This window comes from Novosphingobium silvae (genome assembly GCF_009856825.1).
GTDB classification, from domain to species: domain Bacteria; phylum Pseudomonadota; class Alphaproteobacteria; order Sphingomonadales; family Sphingomonadaceae; genus Novosphingobium; species Novosphingobium silvae.
In genome coordinates, this window is the sequence record NZ_WVTD01000004.1 from 227,506 (window position 1) to 251,431 (window position 23,926).

The following is a 23,926-nucleotide window of genomic DNA, read 5'->3' on the forward strand; positions in this document are numbered from 1 at the left end:
TCAGGCCGCAGTGCGCAAGGAACTGGCCGTGCCGCTCAGCGCGCTGGCGATCGCGGCGAGGAACTGGTCGGTGGCGCGCTCCCACGAATAGAGGCTGCCGAGCGCGGCGGCATCGGTGCGCTCTGCCAGCAGTGCGGCTTCGACTGCACGGCCAAGCGATGCGTCCACGGCACCAGCCGGCCACCCGACGCGGTGATCGACCCCGCGTCCATCGATGCCGAGGATGTCGACCGGGCCCGTTACCGGATAGGCCGCGACGGGCGTGCCGCAGGCCAGCGCCTCGATGACGACAAGGCCGAAAGTGTCGGTGAGGCTGGGGAAGACGAAGCAGTCCGCCGCGCGGTAGGCGCTCGCAAGGGCTTCTCCGGCAAGCGCGCCGAGGAACAGGACATCGGGATAGCGGCGGCGCAGCGTTTCGAGCGCGGGACCATCGCCGACCACGACCTTGCTGCCCGGCACGTCGAGGCCGAGGAAGGCGTCGAGGTTCTTTTCGGGCGCGACACGGCCCACGTTCAGGAGGACCGGGCCGGGAAGGGATGCCATCTGCGGGTGGCGGGGACCGTCCGGCCGGAACAGCGCATGGTCGATGCCCCGGCTCCAGGCCCGCGTGGGCCCGATGCCGCGCTCTTCAAGCTCGGTGGCGAGACTGCGGGTGGACACCATCACCGCGCAGCTCTGCGCGTGGAAACGCTGGAGTATCGGCCAGAAGTATTCGGCCGAAAGGCCTGTGCGCACGGCCGCATACTCAGGGAAGCGGGTGTGGAACGCGGAGGTGAAAGGCACTGCGCGCGACAGGCACCAGCCCCGGGCGGCCCACCCGATCGGACCTTCGGTGGCGATGTGCACGATGTCGGGCGCCGCCTCGTCGAGCATGCGGCGAAGGCCGAAGCGCGGGGCCATGGCTAGGCGGATGGAGGCATAGCCCGGCATGGGGACGGTAAGGAAGCGGTCGGGAGTGATCGTCTCCACCTCGTGCCCGCGACGGCCCAGTTCCTCGACCGTCGAGGTCAGCGAGCGGACCACGCCGTTGACCTGCGGCAACCAGGCGTCGGTTGCCAGGGCAAGCTTCACGCCAGGGCCTCCAACGCGCCCGCGCCGATCGATGCGGGCTCCTCGTCGGCGGCCTTCACCGCGTGGCCGCCGGTTTCCGCGATCCAGTCGATGATGGCCATGTGCCCGGTCAGGTCCTCGGCCAGTGCGGTGCAGCTCTCCACCCAGTCGCCATCGTTGTAGTAAGTGATGCCGCTGAACTGGCGGATCTCCGCGCAGTGGATATGGCCGCAGACCACGCCATCGAAGCCGCGGCTGATCGCCTCGCTGGCAACCGCTTCCTCGTAGCTGCCGATGAACTGGACGGCGTTCTTGACCTTCTTCTTCATGTAGGCCGAAAGCGACCAGTACGGCATCTTCAGGCGGCGGCGCACCGCATTGAAGGCGATGTTTGCGCGCAGCAGCATGCCGTAGGCCTTGTCGCCAAGGAACGCGAGCCACTTGGCGTAGAGCACGACGCCGTCGAAGGCATCCCCGTGGGTGACCAGCAGGCGGCGTCCATCGACCGTGACGTGCACCGCTTCCAGCGCCAGCTCGACGCCGCCGAAGCTGAGGCCCGCATAGTCGCGCAGCATCTCGTCGTGATTTCCGGCGATGAAGATCACACGGGTGCCGCGATGCGCCATCTTGAGGATGCGTCGGACGACCTCGTTGTGCGCGTCGGGCCAGTACCAGCCCTTGCGCAGCCGCCATCCGTCGACAATGTCGCCGACGAGGTAGAGCGTCTCACATTCGACCGAGCGCAGGAAATCCACGAGCATGGCGGCATTGCAGCCGCGCGTGCCGAGGTGGATGTCCGAGATCCAGATAGTGCGGTACTTGCGCTTGGGCCGAAATCCCTTGGGATCGGGGATATCCAGCCACGCAGGGATGCCTCCCATGCGTTCGGCTTCACGTTTGAGGAGGGTGTCCACATGTTCGCGCATAGTCGGCAATCCCCGGCTGCTTGCTGGGGCCGCTTTGCCACGATGGCGTTGCGCACAAGTGACGGTTGCGGGTCAGTTCAATGACAAGTGCCGCCCGAGGAGGAGCCCTGGGGCAGAGGCGAGGCCGAGTGTGGGGTTCTTTCACTCCCGTGTCACCGATATGTCACTCGTTCGTCACACTCGGATGCAAAAGCCCGCGCGTATCAGGGGCAACCAAGCGGGCCAGGGGGCAGCATAGGCGCGATGCGGCGGATCGACATATTGCTGGCGAGCGAACTTTCCGGGGGGCTGGCGCCTTTCCGGCACGATCAGTTCGACGTGGCGCTGCATCGCTGGACCGACTTCGCCGAACTGCCCTTGATCGAAGGGGCGCTCTGGATTTTCATCGACTGGGTCCTTGCCGACATGTCTGGCCTGGAACTGTGTCGGCGCCTGCGGGCCGATACCCTGACGGCGCATGCGCATGTCACGATGGTGCTTGAAGAGGACAACCAGGAGGACCGCAAGCGCGCGCTGCGCATGGGGGCGGACGACTACCTCGTGGGACCGCTCACCCGGACCGCGCTGCTCGATCGCGTGCTCGGCGCGAACCTTGGTGATCAGGATAGCGCGGGCATCCGTGTGGTGACGCAGGGCGATCTCATGGTAGACGTGGCCGCCTTCCAGGCTCGCTTCCAGGGCAAGCCGATCTCGCTCATGCCCAATGAACTGCGCCTGCTGCGCTACTTCATCGAGCACCCGGGCCGGGTGTTCAGTCGCACGCAGCTGATCGCCGCGCTCGGCAAGCAGGAACCCGCCGTGGACGAGCGGACGGTAGACGTGTGGATCGGCCGCCTGCGCCGCGCGCTCAAGGGCGTGGGCGCGGGCAATCCACTGCGCACCGTGCGCTCGCTGGGCTACGTGTTCGACACCGTGTGAGCGGGCGCCGTCCTTAGCCCGTCCAGCCTGCGGTCTGCGCAAGCAGCACCAGGCCTATCGCCAGGAACACCACCGCCGCCACGGTACGCACGACCTTGAGCGGTACGCGGCTAATGAGAGCATTGCCGAGGAAAACGGCAGGCACGTTGGCGATCATCATGCCCAGCGTCGTGCCCATCGTCACGGCAACGACGCTCTGGAAACGGGCGCCAAGCGCAATGGTGGCTATCTGGGTCTTGTCGCCCATCTCGACGATGAAGAAGGCGATCATCGTCGAGAGGAACGGGCCGAAGCGGCTGGGCGCGGCTTCCTTCTCCTCGTCGAAAGTGTCCGGGACCAGCGTCCAGGCGGCCATCGCGATGAAGCCTGCCGCCACCAGATAGCGGAACCACCGCCCGGCCAGGAAGACGGCCGCCTGTTCGCCCACCAGCGCCGCGAGGAAGTGGTTGGCGAGCGTTGCGGCGAGGATGCCGGCGACGATCGGCCAGGGACGCTTGAAGCGGGCGGCCAGCACGATGGCGAGAAGCTGGGTCTTGTCGCCGATCTCGGCAAGGGCGACCACGGCCGTGGAGGTGAACAGGGCTTCCAACAGGGTACTCCGGGCCGGGCACGAAAAGCAGACACAACGACGCATGCGGCAACCTGCCCGGCCGAGCCGTGCCGCAAACGCCATTGGTCTCGCCCGGACAGGAACACGCCGGTGTTCCGTCCTCCTGCGCGCCACGGCCTCTCGGCCGAGTGTGTTGACGGCAGGTCCCGCTTTCGGCCGAGGCACGAGCGGGCGGCTACTCCCCAGATGACCCGCGCGCCCTACGCCGCTGCGCGCGCGCTGAAAAGCAAAAAAAGGGCCCGGTCGCATACGCGCCCCGGGCCACCAAGTTGCCGTCGGAAGGGCAGGAACCTTCCGGTCAGGAAAAAGTCAGAAGTTCAGCGCCGCCGACAGCGAGATGACGGTGCCGACATCGTAGGTGTTGAACTCGATCGTGTTGTCGCCGCTCTTCTGGTACTCGCGGTGGCGGGTGCCGAGGAGGTTGCGGGCCTCGAACTTCAGCTCGACGTCCTGTCCGAGGAAATCGACGCCTTCGCGCGCCACGAAGTCGAGCTGGACGCCCGGCTTCTCGATCACGTCGGGCTGCGGCGGCGATCCGTTGAGGCCGCGGCTCACCGCACGCTTGCTGGCGAAGTTCACCAGCAGCGTCTGCTGCGACAGCCGCTCGGTGTTCTCGAGGCCGAGCTGCAGGTTGACGAGGTGATCCGACTGGCCGGTGAGCGGAGCGCCGTCCCGGAAGTAGTCGGTGGCAAGGCCCGAAGATGCCGCATAGACCGAGGTCGTGTCACCCGGCGACACCTTCAGCTTGGAGTTGCTGTAGGTGTAGTTCGCGATGAGCACGGCGCGGCGTTCGGTCATCCAGCCGCCGAGGCCCGACATGTCGAAGTACTTGGTCGCCTCGATTTCGGCACCGTAGAGCTGCGCCTCGGGAGCGTTGGCGTAGCTCGTGACGAGGTTGTCCGACAGGATCGTGATGAACGATTCGATCGGCTTGTCGATCTTCTTGTAGAAGCCGGCGATCGACACGCGCTGCTCGGGCGCGAAGTAGTACTCGAGGCGGGCTTCGCCGTTGTAGAGCTGGCTGTCGGTCAGCAGCGGGTTGCCCAGGTACTGGCGGTTGCTGTCCGGATCGAAGAACGGTTGGTAGATGAGCTCGCGGAACTGGGGGCGAGCGATCGTCTTCGATGCGCTGAGGCGGGCCTGCAGGTCGGGCTGGATCTGCCAGGTCAGCGTGGCCGACGGCAGCCAGTATTCCTTTTTCAGCGCAGGCGTGGGCGTGTAGTTCGGCGCGGTGGTGAATACCTGCGTCGCGGTCACTTCCTGGTCCGCCTTTTCGAAGCGTACGCCGGCATCGAGGCTGACGGTGTCGGTGAACTGCACGTTCGCCTTGGCGTAGCCTGCCCAGTTGCGCAGCGTGCCGCGGAACGCGGGCGTCGATTCGTCCGGTTCGATCAGGTCGACGCCGCCCACGGTGGTGCCGCCGCTGGTGGTGCCGTTGATGATGCCGGGCGAGAGCAGCAGGTCCGGGCGAAGCACGCCGGCTTCGGTCGGGAAAGTGCTCGAAGCGCGGAACAGGAACTGGCGACGCGAGCTGTCGCGCACCGTGTCGCTGAACGCACCACCGATCGTCGCGCGAATGGACGGCGTGATCGCGTAGGTCACGTCAAGTCCGGCCGACCACAGGTCTTCGTTGAGGTCCGAGAAAGTGACGCTGGCATCGCCGACGTTGCCGTTGAGACGGTTCACGAACATCGAGCCGAAGGGGTCCTCCGGGTTGTTCGTGCGCACGTACTCGAACGTGGTCTCGTAGGGTGCTTCGCGCTGCGAGTTCGCGAACCCGCCACGCACGTCGACTGACAGGCCATCGGCGGGCTTGAACTCGCCGACGATCTGGGTGTCGATCAGCTGGCGTTCGTACCATGCAGTGTCCTGCTGCATGTAGGTGAAGCCGTTCTGCGCGCGCTCGCCCACGCCCAGGCGACCCATCTTGAGAGTGTCGCGGATGTAGAGGTTGGTCCAGCGGATCTGGTTCTCACCAAACTCGAGGCCAAGGCCGAGAAGGCCGTTCACGACGATGCGGTTGTCGGTCGTGACGCGGTCGAAGCTGGTCTGCAGCGTCGACAGGTCGTTCGCGAAGGAGGTCTGCTGGCGCGCCTGACGGTCAAGCCACTTGTTGCTGAACCCGGCTGCCGCGATCACGCCGAGGCTGGACCCGCCGAGGTCGAAAGAGGTGCCGCCGGTGATCGACGCCGAGTAGTTGACCGGAAGGTCGCCCACTTTCTGCAGCGTGGCGCGGCTGAAGCGCACCAGTTCGGAGCCGATCGCGCGCGTGTCGACCGCGCCCGAGTTCAGCGAGGCGCCGCTGTCGAAGAAGGCCTGGAGCGCTGGCGGTACGTCGCGGCTGCCGTTGTCGAAACCGGTCCAGTCGCTCTTCGCGCCGTAGTAGCTATAGCCGAATTCGCCGGTCGTTTCGGAATCGACGGAGAAGCCGCCGCCGATCTGCAGGAAGGATTCGGTCGGAACGGCCTTGGTCGTCAGGTTGATGACGCCGCCGCCGAATTCGCCGGGGAAGTTCGCGGAGTAGCTCTTCTGCACCAGCGAAGAGGAGATGACGCCGCTGGGGAACAGGTCGAGGGGAACGACGCGCTTGAGCGGTTCGGGGCTGGGCAGCGGGGAGCCGTTCAGCAGCGCCAGCGAGTAGCGGTCGCCAAGGCCGCGGACATAGACGTAGCCGTTGCCCACCACCGACAGGCCGGTGACGCGGCCCAGAGCGCCGGCGATATTGCCTTCGCCCGTACGCGCGATTTCGGCGGAAGTCAGGACCGAGACAACCTGGTCGGACGACTTGGCGATATTGCGGTTGCGAGCGCCGGTGACGATGATCTCGCCGCCGCCGGGTACCGAGATGTCGACCTGTTCCTCTTCTTCCGGTCCGGTCGTGGTGGCGCCGGTCGCGGTGCTCGCCGACGGCGAGGTGGAAGGTGCAGGCACGTTCTGCGCAAACGCCATCGTTGGCGAGACGAGAGCCGACGAGAGCAGAAGCCCGCCGACAAGCCGCGACGTCATAGACATCGGAATTCCCCTAGTTCCAAATGCAAGGACGGGGGCAGCCTTGACGACTGCCCCCGCGTCATGAGTCAGGCAGTCCCGGCTCAGGTGGTCGGTATCGAGCTGCAGTCGCCCGAGTTGCCGGTGCCGAAGTTGGCGGTCGCGCTGTTGCAGGTCCAACCGGCGAACCAGGTGTCCTCAGCGTTGCGCACGGCGCCGACCCAGGTGGTGGTGTCGAAGAAGGCGTTGATCGTCTTCGGGTCGGTGGCCGTGACGCCGCTTTCATTGGCGCCGTTGACGAAGGTGTTCGTCAGGGTGCTGGTGAATGCGTCGTTGTTGTTGTTCGAACCCGAGCCGAAAGCTGCGGCAACCTGCGCCGGAGTGGTGACGACCACGCCGCTGCTGTTGGTGGTGCCGAGGTACTTCGCCGAGTTGCACTGCATGACGACCGAACGGGCCGTCAGGGTGGCGGGCGTGGCAGCCGAGGTGTTCATGCGGATGCACTCCTCGTCGGCAGCGACGAGGATGCCGTTGACGAGCGTGGTGTCCGAGTTGCCGCGGAAGAACAGCGAAGCGCCGTTGCTGGTCGAGCCGCTCGAGCCGGCCGGCTTGAGGAAGGTGAAGTTGGCGACGTTCAGCTTGGTGCGCGGCGTGTCCGTCGCGTTGCCGTCGCTGTCGATCTCCATGATGCCGTCGCCGAAGCCGGTGCGCTGGGCAATGATGGCGTACTGGACGTTCATCTGGGCACCGGTGTCGACGTCGAGGCTGTCGTCGTCCGAACCAACCGCGATGTAGTACTTCAGGTTCGGGTTGCCGCCGAACCACTCAGAACCGTCGTCCGAGCTGTTGTAGCTCTGGAAGTGGTCGATGGTCGTGCCGGTGCCGACGCCTTCGCCGGTGAGCGACTGGAGCTCGACGTTGTTGCCCAGGATGAAGCCCGAGTAACGGATCTGGAAGTACTTCATGGTGCCGGCGTTGTAGGCCGTGTCCGCACCGCCGAAGCGAGCCGGGTTGGGCGCGCCTTCGGTCTGACGCTCACAGGTGCCTGCAGCGACGGTGCCCACGGTGCAGTCGGTGACGGGCGCGCGGCCCATCAGCACGACCCCGCCCCACTGGCCCTGCGAGTTGGCATTGTTGATGCCAAGGACGTTGTCGCGGCTGGTGAAGATGATCGGCGCGGTGGCGGTGCCGGTCGCGTTGATCTTGTTGCCGCGGTTCACGGCGAGCCAGGACTGGCCGGTGCCGCCCATGATGATGACGCCGGGCTCGATGGTGAGCGTGACGTTGGTGTCGGCGGTCAGAGTGGCGGTGGGGCAGCCCACGGTCGTGGTGGTGAACGGCGCCGTGCTCGAAGGAGCGCTGAAGCCGCCGTCGCAGCCGACGTCGACACGGCCGGGAAGCTGATAGATGAGGCCCGGGATCTTCGGCAGCGTGGAGCTGGCGCTGATCACGTTCGGGAGGTTGCAGACGCGCCAGGTGCCGGTCGGGCCGGTGACTGTGCCGGCGTCATTGGCAACCGTGGGGCAGCCGCCTGCGGGAGTGACCGTGCCGGTGCCGGGCGTTGGGGTCGGAGCAGGGGTGGGAGCGGGCGTCGGCTGGATGATGACGTCGCCGCCGGTGCCGGGCGAGGAGATGTCGCTGGGGCCGCAGCCGGCGAGAGCGAGTGCGCTGCAGCCAACGAGCAGCAGACCGGAAATGTTCTTCACGTTAGTCCCCCGTGTTCAGGTCGGAACGAGGCGGCGACTCCGCCCTCGTTGCCATCCGGCGTCTAGGCCGGGGGGGTGACACTTTGTTGGCGCTATGATGACACTAATCTACAGTAATACGACAACGGTATGACAGCGACTTATATGCAACGGTTAACCAACAGCGGGACTCAAGCGATCCGGGAGATACATACTGCGATTGCAGTTTTATGACAGTTACGTCATTTTCTTGAAGGGGCGCACATTCAGGTGGATCATCCTCGATGTTAAACAAGCTCAAGGGAGAGTTGCCATGCCGCTTTCATCCATCGCTGCTGCCGTTCTGCTGGGTCAGGCAGCCTTTGCTCTTCCAATCGACCGTCCGGCGGATGGCGCCGACGTCGCATACCGCGAACTCGCCGCCGGCCAGTCCCATGAAGTCGTACGCAAGCTGGAGGGCGCAGGTGCCGGGGACATTCAGGACCCTGCCGTCCTGATCAACCTTGGCGCTGCCTATGCAAGGGCCGGCATGACCGACAAGGCGCTCGCCGCATACCGGGCCGCGATCGCCAGCCCCGAGCGGTACGACCTCGAACTGGCCGATGGCAGCTGGGTCGATTCCAGGACCGCGGCACGCATGGCGCTGCGCAACATGCTCGGCAGGAGCGCCATCGCAGCGCGTTGACCCGCCACCTGGCCGGCGCGTTCCGAAATTGAGCCTTCGGGTCGCTGCGCGCCGGCTGTCGCCGAAAACGCTTCGGGCTCCTGCTTCATGACTGCTTATGGCAGATGCAGGAGCCTGTAACGCGAATGTCACACACGGTGGACGGCTTGGCGATACTGCCGCGCCATCGTCACACACCTGTCATCCGGCGAGCGCACTGGGCCCTCATACGGAGGGCATGGTGATTCGATACGCAAAGCTTCAGACCCGCAAGTTCCGCGGTTTTCTCACGTTTCTGGGCGGCCTCGCTGCCCTGATGGCGCCGGGACTGGCGCAGGCGCAGGCCGTCGCCAGCGATCCGGCCGGTTCGGGCCCGATCGTCGCCGCGCTAGGATGGCTGCAGGGCACGCTCCTCGGCAACGTCGCCACCGCCGTCGCGGTCATGGCGGTGGCCGCCGTCGGCTTCATGATGCTCACCGGCCGTATGAACTGGCGCTTCGGTGCGACCGTGATCATCGGCGTGTTCATCCTGTTCGGCGCCGGTGCGATCGTCACCGGCATCCAGTCCGCGGCCGTAGGCTGAGCGCGGCCATGAGCCTCGCCCGCTTCCCCGTCCATCGCGCGCTGACCCGTCCGCAGATGTTCGCGGGCGTGACTTACAGCTTCTTCATCATTAACGCCGCGGTGACGACCGAGATATTCCTGATCACCAAGAGCTTCTGGGCGCTGCCTGCCGCGCTCGCGATCCATGGTGCCGGCTATCTCGCCTGCTTGCGCGAACCGCGGGTGTTCGACCTGTGGATCGCCAAGGTCAGCAAGTGCCCGCGCGTTGCCAACTGGCAGCGCTGGGGCTGCAACAGCTACGCGCCGTAAAAGCAGCAGGCGCGGGGGAACGACAGACATGGCCAAGAGCTTCAAATCGCCGCTGAAGGGTCCGATGGCCCGGTTCGCCAGCAAGGAAGTGCTAGCGGGCGACCGGCTGCCCTATGCCGCGCTGGTGGACGAGAACGTGGTGCGCCTGCGCGACGGCTCGGTCATGCTCTCGCTCATGGTGCCGGGCTTCGCGTTCGAGACGGCCGACACCGACGAACTCAACGCCCATGTCGCGACCCGCGAAGTGCTGCTGCGGTCCTCGCTTGATGCCCGGTTCGTCCTCTACCATCACGTCATCCGCCGCCGCGTGGAGATCGAGATGGACGGGCGCTTCGAAGATCCCGTCGCCGCCCACATCGATGCCCGCTGGCGGGCGCGCACCTCCTCGGGGGCGCTGTTCGTGAACGACCAGTTCGTCACGCTCGTCCGCCGACCGGCGCGCGGCAAGGCGGGCTGGGCCGACCGGCTTGGCCGCATGATGAAGTCCCGGGCGGAAGCGGTCGAGGCCGATCCTGCCGACGTGCGCGCCCTTCGCGCTGCCGCTTCGGCGATGGTCGCCTCGCTCGGCGCTTATGGAGCCCGGCTGCTGGGCGACTACGAGGCGCCTGCGGGGCGCTGTTCGGAAGTGCTGGAGCTTCTGAGCGCGCTTTACAACGGCGAGATGCGGCCGGTGCGCCGTCCCTCGGACGAGACCGACATCGGCCACATGCTTCCCTATCGCCGCGTCAGCTTCGGCATGGATGCGATGGAAGTGCGCGGGGCGACCGGCGGCGGGTTCTGCTCGATCGTGAGCTTGAAGGACTATCCGGATTCGACCGCGCCTGGCCTCACCGACGCGTTGCTGCGTCTGCCTTGCGAACTCGTCCTCACCGAAAGCTACGCGCCCGCCGACAGGCAGATCGCGCGCGAGCGGATCGACCTTTCGATTCGCCGCCTGCGCAGCGCAGACGAGGAAGCCATTGCCGAACGCCGCGAAATGACGACGGCGCGCGATGCGCTCGGCACTGGCTCCGTCGGTTTCGGCGACCACCACCTCTCGGTTCTCGTCAGGTCCGACACGCTCGAACACCTCGACGAAGTGACGGCGGCCTGCGCTGCCGCACTGGCGGATGCGGGCGCAGTCGCCGTGCGCGAGGAAGTCAACCTCGAGCCTGCATTCTGGGGCCAGCTTCCGGGCAACGAGAGCTTCATCGTGCGCCGCGCGCTGATCTCCAGCGCGAACATGGCGTGCTTCGGCTCGCTTCACGGCTTCTCGATGGGGCAGGCGAGCGGGAATCACTGGGGTGATGCGGTTACCCTGCTGGCAACCACCAGCTCCACGCCGTTCTTCTTCAACTTCCACCAGGGCGACCTCGGTAACTTTACTGTCATCGGTCCGTCGGGTTCGGGTAAAACAGTTGTCATGAACTTCCTCGCTGCTCAGGCGCAGAAGTTCGCACCCCGCACGATCCTGTTCGACAAGGATCGCGGCGCCGAAGTGTTCCTGCGCGGGATCGGCGGCACCTACAGCCGTGTCGCGGCCGGCCATCCAACGGGCTTCAACCCGCTTTCGCTTCCCGACACCGCAGCTAACCGAGCCTTCCTGCGCGACTGGCTGGGCGTGCTGCTGGCGGCCAAGGGGCCTGAGGAACTCGCCACGATCGCCAATGCGGTGGACGCGGCCTACCACAACGATCCCTCGCTGCGGCGTCTGTCGCATTTCCGCGAGCTTCTGGCAGGGGCGCGCCGTCCCGAAGCAGGTGACCTCGCCTCGCGTCTCGATGCCTGGCTGCAGGGCGGCGAGCATGGCTGGCTGTTCGACAACCAGCACGATCGGCTTGACCTTTCCCAGCGGGTGCTCGGTTTCGACATGACCGCGCTGCTCGAGAACCCGCGTCTGCGCACGCCGGTCATGATGTACCTGTTCCACCGCATCGACGAGCGTCTCGACGGCGAGCCGACGATGATCCTGATCGACGAGGGCTGGAAGGCGCTGGACGACGAGGTCTTCGCCGCACGCATCCGCGACTGGCTCAAGACCTTGCGCAAGCGCAATGCACTGGTGGGCTTCGCCACGCAGTCCGCGCGTGATGCGCTGGACAGCAAGATCGCAACCGCACTGGTCGAGCAGACCGCGACGATGGTGTTCATGCCCAACTCGCGTGCGCGTCCGGAGGACTACTGCGAGGGGTTCGGCCTCTCGCACCACGAACTCGACGTGATCCGCACCCTTCCGGCCCAGTCGCGCTGCTTCCTCATCCGGCAGTCGGACGCGTCTGTCGTGGTGCGCCTCGATCTCTCCGGCATGCCCGAAGTTCTGACCGTGCTTTCCGGCCGGGAGAGCACGGTGCGCAAGCTCGATCAGCTGCGTGAACGCTACGGCGACGCGCCGGAGGCATGGTATCCGGTGCTCACCGGCATGCAGTGGCCCGGTGACGAGTGGGGTGAACTGGGCGAAGACGCGCCCTGGACGGCGGCGGCAGAGTAAGGCCGATGGCGAGCGCCTGCGAACAACTGACCGAAGTCGCCTCCGCCGGCGTCGCGCCCGCGCTGCGCGCGGTGGACTGCGTCGCGAACGAAATGGCGGCCTCTGCCTTTGGGCGGCTGTTCGGGGCCGGGGGCGCGATGGGGCCGGTGCTCACCATCCTCCTCACGCTCTATATCGCCTTCTTCGCCTTTTCGCTGCTGACAGGTCGCTCGAGCCTCGGCATTTCCGCGCTCACGCCGCGCATGCTGCGTCTGGGCGTCGTGCTGACTTTCGCCACCAGCTGGATCGCCTATCAGGGCGTCGTCTGGAACCTTGCGGTGGGCGGGCCGGACTGGATCGCGGGCGTGCTCATGGGCGCCAAGGGCTCGGCGACGCAGCTTTTCGGCGACCGGATCGACATCGTGTTCGGCGCCATCAACGATATCTCGGAAGCCACGCAGCAGGGCGCGGCCGCTGCACAGGAAAGCGGAGCGGCTGGCGGTACTGCGGGCGGAGCGGCCGGTGCGGCGATCGCGGCGAAGGGCGCGGGCGGCCTTTTCACGCCGGAAAGCGTGATGTGGATGGGCGCGCTGCTGCTGCTGCTCGGCACCGTCGGCGTCCTGCTGACGGCCCGCATCGCGCTTGCCGTGCTCCTGGCGCTCGGCCCGGTGTTCGTCGTCATGGCCCTGTTCGGCGGTACGCGCGGTCTCACGGCGGGTTGGCTGCGCGGTGTTGCGCTGACGGCGATCACGCCCTTGTTCGTGGTGCTGGGCGGCGGGATCACTCTCGAACTGCTGGTGCCGATCATCTCGGGCCTGGTGCAAAGCGCCAATGCGGGCGAGATCGACGGGCGGGGCGCCATGGCCTTCTTCCTCGTCGCCTCCGTCCATGTCGCATTGATGGTGATGGTCGTGAAGGTAGCAGGCACGATGGTGGCCGGCTGGCAGGTCTTCGGTCTTGCCGGGAGCGGCGAACGCGACAAGGAGCGCGGCGCGGCGATGCAGGGTGGCGCAGCTGCTGCCGCAACCCCGAGCAGCGCACCTGCGGCGAGCGCATCGGCCTACCAGGGACGTGCTTCCGTCATCTCGGCTGCAGGCGCGGGCGCAATGAGCGAGGCGTCTTCGCAGGCGAGCGGTGGCGCAAGCCGTTCAAGCGAGCGCAGAACGGTGGTAACACAAGTCGTGGGCGGCGGGATCGAACCTCTTCGTCATGGTGATTCGGCGCCGCGTGCGAAGGGCATCGGCAGTCGCTTCCGCGCCTCGAACGACCCCGGCAGATTGCCGGCGAAGGAGAAGACACGATGATCGGCGCATTTCCGCGCAACCTTGTCCGGCATGTCGCTGCTGCGGCAAGCCTGTGCGCCCTGGCTGCGGCGCTGCCCGCGCAGGCCGACGACCGCCTCATCCAGCATGCCTTCAGCGACAACGAAGTCGTCCGCATCGACGGCAAGGCGGGCGTCCAGGCGACCATCGCCTTCGGTGACGGCGAGGCGATCGAGAACGTCGCGGTCGGCGATTCGCAGGCCTGGCAGATCACGCCCAACAAGCGCGCCGACCTGCTGTTCGTGAAGCCGCTCGAGGCGAAGGCGCGGACCAACATGACGGTCGTGACCAACCGCCACACCTACTTCTTCGACCTCGTCGCCTCGGCCACCGCGAAGCCGCTCTACATGCTGCGCTTCACCTACAAGGACGAGCCTAAGAACGCCTCCACCGGCCTTGCTGCAGGCGGAGCGCCGCTCGATCCTTCCGAGATGGCGCTGGCCTCGGGCGATCCCGCAGCCATTCCCGCAGATCCCGCCGCCCTGAACTTCTCGTGGAAGCGCACCGGCGTCGAGAAGCTGATGCCCTCGCGCATCTACGATGACGGCACCTCGACCTACCTGCTCTGGCCGGAAAAGGCTTCGGTGCCTGCGATTCTCGTGACCAATGAAAAGGGCGACGAGGGGCCGGTGAACTATGCCGTGCGCGGCGCTACGATCGTGCTCGAGGACGTGCCGAACAGCATCGTCCTGCGCTCGGGCAAGGCCAAGGCCGAGCTGATCAATGGCCGGCCTCTGGCGTCCCGCCCGGCACCCACCGCTCCCGCCGCCGTGGTTCAGGCCACGCCCGGGCCGGTCGTCGCTTCGGCAGCGCCCGCATCCACGCCGACTTCCGCTCCGATCGCCTCCACGGCGGCAGCTACATTCTCGGGGAACTGACACATGGCGCCCAACTCCTCGCTGCGCGAACGCTTCGCTCCCGCCGCCGCGACCGATCCGCGCGACGGCGAAGGGGCGCAGGTTATCGACCTTGCGACCCGCAATGTCCTGCCGCGCGTATCCCAGCGCAAGAAGGCCGATGGCCTGGGCCTCGCCGCGGGCGTCCTGATCGTGGCGGCGCTGGGCGGGCTGACGCTCTGGTCGATGGATTCTGCACGCAACGGACCGGTCGATCAGACCCCCGCCCCCACGCCGCAGCCTGCCGGGCCGGCGCCCGCCGCCGTCGCCACCCCCATGCCTGCGCCTGCGGCAGTGGCCGCTCCGGCGCCGCTTCCCGCCCCCCAGCCGGCGCCCGTCCTTGCCGCGCCGCCTGCAGCAGCGCCAGGCCTCGCTCCGCAGGCCAACCGCTATGCAAGCCCCACCGTCGTCTTCGATGTAGGGACGGGAGCTGCGGTGCCCGTCTCCGGCGTCGCGGCCGATGCGGCCAAGGGCGGAAACCCGAACGACGATTTCGCGGCGCGCGTGGGCGGCACGGGTGGAACCGCCTCGGCGGCGCACTCGTTCGATCCGGCGACCACCGTCACGCAGGGCACGCTGATCCCCGCAGTCCTCGAAACCGCGATTGATACCGACGTGCCGGGATACGTGCGCGCCATCGTCTCCACCGACGTGCGCAGCTTCGACGGCAAGCGCGTGCTGGTCCCGAGGTCGTCGCGGCTCATCGGGCAGTACAAGAGCGGCCTGACGGCAGGTCAGAAGCGCGCCTACGTGATCTGGTCGCGCCTGATCCGGCCGGACGGCGTTTCGGTGAACCTGGGGTCTCCGGCCATCTCCTTCGGCGGCGAAACCGGTCTTCCGGGCAAGGTCAATAGCCACTTCTTCGAGCGCTTCGGCTCGGCCATGCTGCTGTCGGTCGTGGGCGGCCTGACCACGCTGGCATCGAGCGGATCGAACGTGGTCATCGGCGGCGGCAGTTCGGCGGCTTCGGCGGCCGTGCAGAGCGGATCGCAGATCGGCCCGACGATCCGCGTGCGGCAGGGGCAGCCGATCCGGGTGTTCACCGCCAAGGACCTGGACTTCAGCAAGGTCCAGTGACGCGTCATGGCCGAAGTGCTTACCTTGCAGCCGCATCTGGCGCAACCCGCCATGGCTGACGCGCCCGTGGAAGTACCCGCACCGCGCAGCGTCTATCTCGATGCCTATCTCGCACCGCTGCGCCCGTGGCTGGAACGCGAGACGGTGACCGAGATCCTCGTCAACCGCCCCGGGGAAATCTGGGTTGAGGACGCGGCGCTCTCCGGCATGCAGCGGGTGGACCTGCCGCAGATGGACAACCGGCTGCTGCAGCGCCTTGCCGAGCAGGTCGCGCGGATCAGCCATCAAGGCATCAACCGCGAACACCCGCTGCTTTCGGCGACACTGCCGGCCTATGGCGGGCAGTCGGGCGCGCGCATCCAGCTTGTGGGCCCCCCCGCGACACGCGCCAACTGGGCACTGGCGATCCGCCGGCACCGCTTGCTGGAGCTGCCGCTCGACGCCTACGACAGGGGCCCCATCGTCCCGCCCGAGGAAACGCCTGCGCCCGATCCCATGGCCGAGCCGATCGCCTTCCTGCGCGATGCGATCCGGCGCCGCCGCACCATCCTGATTTCGGGCGGCACATCGACGGGCAAGACGACCTTCCTGAACGCCATGCTGTCCGAAATCCCGGAGCACGAGCGGGTGGTCCTCGTCGAGGATACTGCGGAGCTGCGACTGCCGGGGGCCAATGGCGTCGGGCTCATCGCGGTGAAAGGGGAGCTTGGCGAAGCGAAGGTGTCGGCAAACGACCTGCTTCAGGCCGCGCTGCGCCTGCGGCCAGACCGGATCGTGTTGGGAGAGCTGCGCGGCACCGAGACAGTGAGCTTCCTGCGCGCCATCAATACCGGGCACCCCGGCTCGTTCTCCACCGTGCACGCGAACTCTCCGCGAGGCGCGCTGGAGCAGATCGCGCTCATGTCGATGCAGACCGGGATCGGGCTCACGCGCGCGGAGACGCTGGAATATGCGGCATCCGTGATCGACATCGTGGTCCAGCTCGATCGCAGCGGCGGCAAGCGCGGGATCTCGGCGATTTCGGAAAGCGCAACGCTGGTCTGAGGGCGAAGCCCGGCGACGCCATGCTGGATCAGGTCCGCGGTGCGGCGTCCTCGATCAGCGTTCCGTCCGCCTTCTGCACTCGCCAGGCCAATCCCAGCCAGTCGGCCAGGCACTTGACGTCCTTGCAGTTGCTCGGGCCATAGAGGGGCAGGGCCGGGTCCTGCAGCGTGAGGACGAGGACCCCGTTCTCCACCAGTACGCTGGATGCTTCCATGCCACGTGCCGTTCCGCCCGTCAGCCTGCGGCACAGGCGCACGGCGAGGCCCCAGCCCACAGCGCGCTCTAGGTCGGCCTTGGCGGTCAGTCGGGTAAGCTCTGGCGGCGCTTCCGTGCGGCCGGAATTGGCGTGTACCGTCATCGCCATCATGCCACGCCCGCACATGTCGAGCCCGATCCAGCGCTTGCGCATCGCCCAGGTCCGCGCTTCCTCGGTGCGCATGTTCGGCTCGGTCCGCATCGCGGCAAGGGCGAGCAGGCTGGCGGCCTTGCGCAGGTCCCCGTCGGCATCCGCGTCGCGGCAGACCGGCGCGGTCCATTCCGCGATGCGCACGGCGTCGGCCGCATCCACGCGCGCGCTTTCCGCGAAAGCGGCCACGCTGGCCAGCATCGGGCTTTCCTGCTGGATCGCCTCGGGCAGTTGCATGTGCAGCAGTCCCTCGCGCAGGCCCCACGAGGAAAACACCAGCTTGGAAGGGTGAAGATTGCCCACCAGATGCGCCATGAGCGCTGCGGCGTCGGACAGCGTGGCAAGCCGCGAACTGGAAATGCGCGGGTCTGGATCCTCGAGCTTGCCTTTCTCGAAGATGCGGGCAAGGCGCAGCGCCTCGGACGCGGAGAGTTCGAAGCCGTGCGGATCGTCGACCGGCCAGTCGAGCACGCGCATGGCCTGGAGCGCCAGCGCGCGCCATGAACCGCCCACGATGTAGAGCGGCAGGCCGCGCCCGCCGTGATGGCCATCCACGCCCCAGCCCCGCGCGGCAAGGCCCGATCGTACCGCATCGCTGAACTTCTGCGCGCCGAGCGCCCGCATGTCGGGCAGCCGAAGCGTACCGAAGGGCAGGGTGACGCCGCCGGGACAGACGCCGCCCGGCACCGTGGCGTCGATCTCGACCAGCTCGAGGCTGCCGCCGCCAAGGTCGGCCGCAACACCGCGTGCATCGGGAAACGCTGCGATCACGCCCGCCGCGCTGGCTCGGGCTTCCTGTTCGCCGGAAAGAAGGCGCGGCGAGAGACCGAAGCTGCGCACCGCGTCGAGGAACTCGGGCCCGTTCGCCGCATCGCGCGCGGCGGCGGTTGCGACGCATTCGACGTTCGTCACGTCGAGCAGTCGCAGCAGCGCCGCGAAACGCGAGAGCGCGGAGAGTGCCATGCGCATCGACTTCTCGGAAATCGCGCCCGTGCGGCCCAGATCCTTGCCGAGCCTTGCGTTGACCTTCTCGTTCAGGACCACGACCGGGGCCCGCGGCGGGCCGTTGTAGACGACGAGGCGCACCGTGTTCGAGCCGATGTCGATGATGCCGCGTTTTTCGCTGGACTCGCTGATGCCGATCATTCTGGTCAAGACGTACCGCAAAGGCCGAAGGTTCCGGCCGGAGGCTGGTGCCCTAAAGCATTTTCACCGGCGGTGGAAACGCCGGCGTGACGGAAAAGTGCGGAGAACTGAGACTCGCGGCCGGTGTGGCTAGCGCCAGATTCAACGCGACTGGTCCTGGATCGTACCGCGCCGCAGCGACAGCTTTGGAACCTTGCGCCCGCTGTCGAGAGCCGCCCCGCGCCCCGACAGGGAGGGGTTGGTCATGAAGTAGCGGTGGAGGTTGAACGGGTTCTGCACTTCGCCCACGCGCGCATAGGTGCCATCGGGCGAGAGGTCCCAGGACTGCTCGGTGTCGATCAGGTTGGCGAGCATCACCTGGTCGAGCACCTGGTCGTGCACCGTCTTGTTGCGGATAGGCAGCAGCACCTCGACCCGGCGGTCGAGATTTCGGCTCATCCCGTCGGCCGAGGTGATGAACACCTTGGCGCGGCGGTTGGGAAGGTGGGCGCCGTTGGCGAAGGCCCAGATGCGCGCATGCTCCAGGAAGCGACCGATGATCGACTTGACCGCGATGTTCTCGGAGAGGCCGGCGATGCCGGGGCGAAGGCAGCAGATGCCCCGCACGACGAGGTCGATGTCGACGCCCGCGCGGCTTGCCGCATAGAGGCGGTCGATGATGCCGGGATCGGTCAGCGAATTCAGCTTGGCCCAGATCGCCGCCGGCTTGCCCGCCTGTGCATTGGCGATCTCGGCATCGATGCAGGCATTGAGGGTGGAGCGCAGCGAGATCGGCGAGATCGAGAGCAGTTCGGTGCCCTTGGGTTCGACGTAGCCGGTGATGAAGTTGAACAGCCGTCCCACGTCGCGGCCCGCCGCCGGATCCGCCGTGAAGTACGACACGTCGGTATAGATGCGGGCAGTGATCGGGTGATAGTTGCCGGTACCGAAATGGCAGTAGGTGCGGTAGCCCTCTCCCTCGCGCCGCACGATCATCGAGACCTTGGCGTGGGTCTTCCAGTCAACGAAGCCGTAGATGACCTGGACGCCTGCACGCTCGAGCTGGCTGGCCCAAAGCAGGTTCTGTTCCTCGTCGAAGCGGGCCTTGAGTTCGACCACCGCAGTCACGGACTTGCCCTGCTCGGCCGCCTGGATCAGCGCGGAGATGATCGCGGACTGCTTGCCGGCGCGATAGAGCGTCTGCTTGATGGCGATGACGTCGGGGTCCCGCGCGGCCTGGCGCAGGAAGTCGATCACCACCTCGAAGCTTTCGTAGGGGTGCTGGACGACGATGTCCTTCTCGCGGATGGCGGCGAAGATGTCGCCGTCATGCTCGAGGATGCGCTCCGGATAGCGCGGGGTGTAGGGCTCGAACTTGAGCTCGGGGCGGTCCTCGTCGCAGATCGCGGACAGGCCGGAGAAGCCGATGATGCCTTCGGTCTTCATGATGAGCGCCTTGTCGAGACCCAGCTGCGTGCGCAGCAGTTCCTCGGCGGCCGGATCGAACTTCCCCTGCAACTGCAGCACGATGACGAGGCCGCGACGGCGGCGCTGGATGGCGGTGCGATAGTAGCGCACCAGGTCCTCGGCATCCTCCTCGATCTCGATGTCGCTGTCGCGCAGGATGCGGAAGACGCCGTGGCCGTTCAGGCGGAATCCGGGGAACAGTTCGGCGGTATTGCGGCAGATCAGGTCCTCGATCGAGATCCACGCCGCATCCTCGCCGGGGATGCGCACGAAGCGCGGCAGGGGCGCGGGGATCAGCACCATCTCCATCACCGAGGCATCGTCCGCCGTCCGGGTGAGCGAGAAGAGCACGCCGATGCCCTGGTTCGCGACGAAGGGAAAAGGGTGCGCCGGATCGATGGCCTGGGGCGTGATGACGGGCATCACGTGCTCGATGAAATAGGTCCGCAGCCATTCCTCGCGCGCGCGGTCCAGCTTCTCGTCGCCCACGACCCTGATGCCCGCGTCCGCCAGCTCCACCTTCAGCGTGGACCAGACCTTCTGCTGGATCTCCTCCAGCTCCACCACCTTCTCGTGAGTGACGGCGAGGGCCTGGGAAGGCGTGAGCCCATCGATCGAGAGCTCCTCGATCTGGCGGCGCACCTGCCCGGCAAGCCCGGCCACGCGCACCATCAGGAACTCGTCGATATTGCTGCCGGAGATGGAGAGGAAGCGCAGCCGTTCGATCAGCGGGTAATTGGAATTGCAGGCTTCCGCGAGCACACGTTCGTTGAAGGAAAGCCAGCTCAGTTCCCGGTTGAAGAAACGCGAAGGCTGGTTGCCGATGTCGTCGGGGTCCGCGCCGTCGAGGCGGGCTTCGGGTTCTTCGCGGACTTCGAGCATGTTGATCTTCTTCACCCAGGGGCCTCTTGCATGCCATGATGACAGATATGCGGCAATCGCGACCAGCGACGAAGTGTTGCCGATATTGGCTGTGCAGCCAAGTGAACAACGTTGCGGTGCAGCATTGTTTCGCGCACACTCCGCGTTGATGATCAAGGCAGCCCTGCACCACCTCACCCGCTACCGCTATTCGCGGCGCATCCGACTCGGCCCGCAGGTCATCCGGCTTCGTCCCGCCCCGCACAGTCGCACGGCGGTGCCGAACTACTCGCTGAAGATAAGCCCGCCAGAGCACTTCCTGAACTGGCAGCAGGACCCTCACGGAAACTGGCTTGCCCGGGTCGTGTTCCCCGATCCAGTCGATCATTTCTCGATCGAGGTGGACCTGCTGGCGGAACTTGCCGTCATCAATCCCTTCGATTTCTTCGTCGAGCCCGACGCGGAGCAGTACCCCTTCACCTACGACGACACCCTGGCGGCGGACCTTTCCGCCTATTTCGACGTGGAGGAGGCCGGGCCGCTCTTCGAGGCGCTGGTCGCCCGGCACGCGGGCTACCAGGGCGGCACGGTGGACTTCCTCGTCGACATCAACAGCAAGCTGCAGCAGCGGATCGACTACGTCATCCGCATGGAACCCGGCGTGATGACGCCCGAGGAGACGCTGGCGGCGGGCATCGGATCCTGCCGCGATTCCGCCTGGCTGCTGGTGCAACTGCTGCGACGGCTGGGGTTCGCGGCGCGGTTCGTGTCGGGTTATTCGATCCAGCTCGTCGCCGACGTCCTGCCCAAGGACGGCCCCGTAGGCGTGCTCGACGACGTGACGGACCTGCATGCCTGGGCCGAGGCCTATGTTCCCGGAGCCGGCTGGATTGCGCTCGATGCGACTTCGGGCATGTTCGCGGGCGAGGGGCACATTCCGCTTTGCGCCACCCCGCATTACCGATCCGCAACGCCGATCGAGGGCATGGCGGAACCGGCGGAAGTCGACTTCGACTTCAAGATGAGCGTCAGCCGCATCGCCGAGGCCGTGCGCATCACCAAGCCTTTCACCGACGAGCGCTGGGAAAAGCTCCTGGCGCTGGGCGACAGAGTGGACGAGGAACTCGAAGCGGGCGGCGTGAACCTGACGATGGGCGGCGAGCCGACCTTCATCGCCGCGACCGATTTCGAGGCGGACGAGTGGAACAGCGGCGCCGTGGGCCCCACCAAGGCAGCTTACGCCGACCGGCTTATCCGGCTGCTTCGCGCCCGCTTCGCTCCCGGATCGCTGCTGCATCACGGTCAGGGCAAGTGGTACCCGGGCGAAACCCTGCCGCGCTGGGGCTACTCGATCTACTGGCGCAAGGACGGCGTGCCGTTGTGGCGGGACGAAGGCCTGATCGCGGGCGAGAAGCCGCTGGAGAAGGGCGGCGATCCAGATCCGGTGCCGACCATCGATGTTCTCACCGCCGCGAACCTGCTGGCGGGCGCCGCGCAAGGGCTGGGCCTCGATGCGGACTATGTCCAGCCCGTCTACGAAGATCGCGGCGTCTGGATGCTGCGGGAGGACGAACTGGCCGTGAACGCCACTCCGCTGGATCCCGGCATCGAGGACGAGGAACTGGCTCGGCGCTTTCGCCGCACATACCGTCGCGGGCTCGACAAGCCGGTGGGCTTTGTCCTGCCCGTGCAGCGCTGGAATGCGCGAGATCAGTCCAGTCCGCGCTGGCGCTCGGAGTTCTGGCGCGTGCGGAAGGGCGTGCTGACGGCCGTCCCGGGCGATTCCGCGCTGGGTTATCGCTTGCCCCTGGGCTCGCTCCCCTACGTCGTCCCGGCCGATTTCCCCTATATCCACCCGCGCGACACCGCCGAGCCGCGCGAGCCGCTCGCGGACTACCGGCTGCAGGTGGCCGAACGGGGGCAGACGAACGGGCACCGGACGAACGGGCATCAGACCAACGATGGCAACCCGCAGCGCTTCCGAACGGTGCCCGAACCCAAGTCCTTTGCCGAACCAGCGGTGGAGTTGGACCTCATCCAGGGCGCGGTGCGCACTGCCCTCACGGTCGAGCCGCGCGGCGACTATCTTGCCGTCTTCATTCCACCGACAGAGGCTTTGGAGGACTACCTGGAACTCGTCGCCGCCATCGAGGCGGTGGCCGAGGAATTGAAGCTTCCGGTGCGGATCGAGGGCTATCCGCCCCCGCCGGACCCACGCCTCACGGTGCTCAAGATCACGCCGGATCCCGGCGTCATCGAAGTCAACATCCACCCTTCCGCGTCATGGCGCGAAACGGTGGAGATCACCGAGACGCTTTACGACTGCGCGCGCGAGGTTGGCCTTACCGCCGACAAGTTCATGATCGACGGGCGTTCGGTCGGAACGGGCGGGGGGAACCACATCGTGCTGGGCGGCCCCAGCCTGCTCGACAGCCCGTTCATCCGCCGGCCGGACCTGCTCAAGAGCTTCGTCACGTACTGGCAGCGGCATCCCTCGCTCAGCTACCTGTTCTCCGGACTGTTCATCGGCCCGACCAGCCAGGCGCCGCGCATCGACGAGGCGCGGCACGATTCGCTTTATGAGCTCGAGATCGCGCTTGCGCAGGTTCCCGGCCCGCACGAGCAGCAGCCCGCACCCTGGGTGGTGGACCGGCTGTTTCGCAACCTCCTGGTCGACGTGACCGGCAACACGCATCGCACCGAAATCTGCATCGACAAGATGTTCAGCCCGGATGGGCCTACCGGCCGACTGGGCCTGGTCGAGTTCCGGGGCTTTGAGATGCCGCCCGAGCCGCGCATGTCCTGCGCCCAGCAGCTGCTCCTGCGCGCGCTGACGGCATGGTTCTGGCGCGAGCCGGTGGAAGGCCCGCTGGTGCGCTGGGGCACGCAGCTCCATGACCGCTTCATGCTCGGTCATTTCGTATGGGCGGACTTCCTCGGCGTTCTTGATGACCTGCGCGGCGCAGGATACGATTTCGATCCCGCCTGGTTCGAGGCGCAGCGCATGTTCCGCTTTCCCGTCCACGGCGAAGTGGAGGGCGGCGGGGTCAGCCTCGAGATCAGCCACGCGCTGGAGCCGTGGAACGTGCTGGGCGAAACAGGTGCGATCGGCGGCACGGTTCGCTATGTCGACAGCTCTACCGAGCGGTTGGAGGTGAGGGCAAGCGGCCTCGTCGCGGGGCGCCATGTCATCACCTGCAACGGGCGCCGGGTGCCGCTGACTGCGGTCGCGACGGCCGAGGCTGTGGGCGGCGTGCGCTACAAGGCGTGGTTCCCGGCCGAGTGCCTGCACCCGCTGGTGCCGGCACACCCGCCGCTCACCTTCGACATCTACGACCTGTGGAACGGCCGCTCGCTGGGCGGGTGCGTCTACCACGTGGCGCATCCGGGCGGGCGCAACTACGACACCATGCCCGTCAACGGCTACGAGGCCGAGGCCCGCAGGAAGGCGCGCTTCCAGGAGCATGGCCATTCGCCCGGGCCGCTGCCCCGCCCGACGGAGGAACTTGCCACCGAATTTCCCTATACTCTCGACCTCAGGCGTCCCGCCCGGCTACTGTAGGTCGAT

General features: G+C 66.9%; 17 protein-coding genes. 10 read left to right on the forward strand and 7 right to left on the reverse strand.

Going from position 1 to position 23,926, the window contains the following annotated elements; translation table 11 throughout:
* Both GR702_RS07660 and GR702_RS07665 read right to left on the reverse strand, forming a co-directional pair.
* Complete coding sequence (locus GR702_RS07660; RefSeq protein WP_160985376.1) at positions 1-1,071, reverse strand: glycosyltransferase; 1,071 nt, start codon at positions 1,069-1,071, stop codon at positions 1-3.
* Positions 1,068-1,976 carry a UDP-2,3-diacylglucosamine diphosphatase gene (locus GR702_RS07665; RefSeq protein ID WP_160985377.1) on the reverse strand — a complete coding sequence of 303 codons (909 nt, stop codon included), beginning with the start codon at positions 1,974-1,976 and terminating at the stop codon, positions 1,068-1,070. The genes GR702_RS07660 and GR702_RS07665 overlap by 4 nt, the downstream gene beginning before the upstream one ends.
* A gap of 243 nt (positions 1,977-2,219) precedes the next feature.
* Between GR702_RS07665 and GR702_RS07670 the strand changes: the two genes are divergently transcribed.
* The gene (locus GR702_RS07670) at positions 2,220-2,894 is read left to right on the forward strand and encodes a response regulator transcription factor (protein WP_160985378.1); all 675 of its coding nucleotides are present in this window, start codon (positions 2,220-2,222) and stop codon (positions 2,892-2,894) included.
* Positions 2,895-2,907: 13 nt separating this feature from the next.
* Here the strand turns inward: GR702_RS07670 and GR702_RS07675 are convergent, their stop codons facing one another.
* The 3 genes from GR702_RS07675 to GR702_RS07685 form a co-directional block, all read right to left on the reverse strand.
* Positions 2,908-3,483, reverse strand: a complete 576-nt coding sequence (locus GR702_RS07675; RefSeq protein ID WP_160985379.1) for a TMEM165/GDT1 family protein — start codon at positions 3,481-3,483, stop codon at positions 2,908-2,910.
* A 330-nt stretch (positions 3,484-3,813) separates the two neighbouring features.
* Positions 3,814-6,516, reverse strand: coding sequence for a TonB-dependent receptor domain-containing protein (locus tag GR702_RS07680; RefSeq protein ID WP_160985380.1), 2,703 nt, complete (start codon positions 6,514-6,516; stop codon positions 3,814-3,816).
* 80 nt (positions 6,517-6,596) lie between these two features.
* Complete coding sequence (locus GR702_RS07685) at positions 6,597-8,198, reverse strand: hypothetical protein (RefSeq protein ID WP_160985381.1); 1,602 nt, start codon at positions 8,196-8,198, stop codon at positions 6,597-6,599.
* A 292-nt stretch (positions 8,199-8,490) separates the two neighbouring features.
* Between GR702_RS07685 and GR702_RS07690 the strand changes: the two genes are divergently transcribed.
* From GR702_RS07690 to virB11, 8 genes are all read left to right on the forward strand, one after another.
* Positions 8,491-8,862: a hypothetical protein gene (locus GR702_RS07690; protein WP_160985382.1), complete on the forward strand. Its 372-nt coding sequence runs from the start codon at positions 8,491-8,493 to the stop codon at positions 8,860-8,862.
* 217 nt (positions 8,863-9,079) lie between these two features.
* Positions 9,080-9,424 carry a TrbC/VirB2 family protein gene (locus GR702_RS07695; protein ID WP_160985383.1) on the forward strand — a complete coding sequence of 115 codons (345 nt, stop codon included), beginning with the start codon at positions 9,080-9,082 and terminating at the stop codon, positions 9,422-9,424.
* Between the two features lie 8 nt (positions 9,425-9,432).
* Entirely contained in the window at positions 9,433-9,714 is a 282-nt protein-coding gene (locus GR702_RS07700; RefSeq protein ID WP_160985384.1) for a VirB3 family type IV secretion system protein, read from the forward strand.
* Between the two features lie 28 nt (positions 9,715-9,742).
* Positions 9,743-12,181, forward strand: a complete 2,439-nt coding sequence (locus GR702_RS07705; RefSeq protein ID WP_160985385.1) for a VirB4 family type IV secretion/conjugal transfer ATPase — start codon at positions 9,743-9,745, stop codon at positions 12,179-12,181.
* Between the two features lie 5 nt (positions 12,182-12,186).
* A complete protein-coding gene (locus GR702_RS07710) occupies positions 12,187-13,464 on the forward strand; it encodes a TrbL/VirB6 family protein (protein WP_160985386.1) in 1,278 nt (425 codons plus the stop codon).
* Entirely contained in the window at positions 13,461-14,360 is a 900-nt protein-coding gene (locus tag GR702_RS07715; RefSeq protein ID WP_160985387.1) for a TrbG/VirB9 family P-type conjugative transfer protein, read from the forward strand. Before GR702_RS07710 ends, GR702_RS07715 begins: the two co-directional genes overlap by 4 nt.
* Positions 14,361-14,363: 3 nt before the next feature.
* A complete protein-coding gene (locus GR702_RS07720; protein ID WP_160985388.1) occupies positions 14,364-15,455 on the forward strand; it encodes a TrbI/VirB10 family protein in 1,092 nt (363 codons plus the stop codon).
* A 6-nt stretch (positions 15,456-15,461) separates the two neighbouring features.
* Positions 15,462-16,499: a P-type DNA transfer ATPase VirB11 gene (virB11, locus tag GR702_RS07725; RefSeq protein WP_160985389.1), complete on the forward strand. Its 1,038-nt coding sequence runs from the start codon at positions 15,462-15,464 to the stop codon at positions 16,497-16,499.
* 28 nt (positions 16,500-16,527) lie between these two features.
* Here the strand turns inward: virB11 and GR702_RS07730 are convergent, their stop codons facing one another.
* Positions 16,528-18,051 carry a Ppx/GppA phosphatase family protein gene (locus tag GR702_RS07730; RefSeq protein WP_160985478.1) on the reverse strand — a complete coding sequence of 508 codons (1,524 nt, stop codon included), beginning with the start codon at positions 18,049-18,051 and terminating at the stop codon, positions 16,528-16,530.
* 141 nt (positions 18,052-18,192) lie between these two features.
* Positions 18,193-20,379 (reverse strand): RNA degradosome polyphosphate kinase, encoded by a 2,187-nt coding sequence (locus tag GR702_RS07735; protein ID WP_160985479.1) that lies wholly within the window; start codon positions 20,377-20,379, stop codon positions 18,193-18,195.
* A 148-nt stretch (positions 20,380-20,527) separates the two neighbouring features.
* On the opposite strand from GR702_RS07735, the gene GR702_RS07740 reads away from it, so the two are divergent.
* Complete coding sequence (locus tag GR702_RS07740; RefSeq protein ID WP_160985390.1) at positions 20,528-23,920, forward strand: transglutaminase family protein; 3,393 nt, start codon at positions 20,528-20,530, stop codon at positions 23,918-23,920.
* Positions 23,921-23,926: the final 6 nt, after the last annotated feature.

Coding starts and splice junctions, on each gene's coding strand:
- GR702_RS07665 (WP_160985377.1), bottom strand. CDS start 1,976: ATGCGCGAACATGTGGACACCCTCCTCAAACGTGAAGCCGAACGCATG.
- GR702_RS07670 (WP_160985378.1), top strand. CDS start 2,220: ATGCGGCGGATCGACATATTGCTGGCGAGCGAACTTTCCGGGGGGCTG.
- GR702_RS07680 (WP_160985380.1), bottom strand. CDS start 6,516: ATGTCTATGACGTCGCGGCTTGTCGGCGGGCTTCTGCTCTCGTCGGCT.
- GR702_RS07690 (WP_160985382.1), top strand. CDS start 8,491: ATGCCGCTTTCATCCATCGCTGCTGCCGTTCTGCTGGGTCAGGCAGCC.
- GR702_RS07695 (WP_160985383.1), top strand. CDS start 9,080: ATGGTGATTCGATACGCAAAGCTTCAGACCCGCAAGTTCCGCGGTTTT.
- GR702_RS07700 (WP_160985384.1), top strand. CDS start 9,433: ATGAGCCTCGCCCGCTTCCCCGTCCATCGCGCGCTGACCCGTCCGCAG.
- GR702_RS07705 (WP_160985385.1), top strand. CDS start 9,743: ATGGCCAAGAGCTTCAAATCGCCGCTGAAGGGTCCGATGGCCCGGTTC.
- GR702_RS07710 (WP_160985386.1), top strand. CDS start 12,187: ATGGCGAGCGCCTGCGAACAACTGACCGAAGTCGCCTCCGCCGGCGTC.
- GR702_RS07715 (WP_160985387.1), top strand. CDS start 13,461: ATGATCGGCGCATTTCCGCGCAACCTTGTCCGGCATGTCGCTGCTGCG.
- GR702_RS07720 (WP_160985388.1), top strand. CDS start 14,364: ATGGCGCCCAACTCCTCGCTGCGCGAACGCTTCGCTCCCGCCGCCGCG.
- virB11 (WP_160985389.1), top strand. CDS start 15,462: ATGGCCGAAGTGCTTACCTTGCAGCCGCATCTGGCGCAACCCGCCATG.
- GR702_RS07730 (WP_160985478.1), bottom strand. CDS start 18,051: ATGATCGGCATCAGCGAGTCCAGCGAAAAACGCGGCATCATCGACATC.
- GR702_RS07735 (WP_160985479.1), bottom strand. CDS start 20,379: ATGCTCGAAGTCCGCGAAGAACCCGAAGCCCGCCTCGACGGCGCGGAC.
- GR702_RS07740 (WP_160985390.1), top strand. CDS start 20,528: ATGATCAAGGCAGCCCTGCACCACCTCACCCGCTACCGCTATTCGCGG.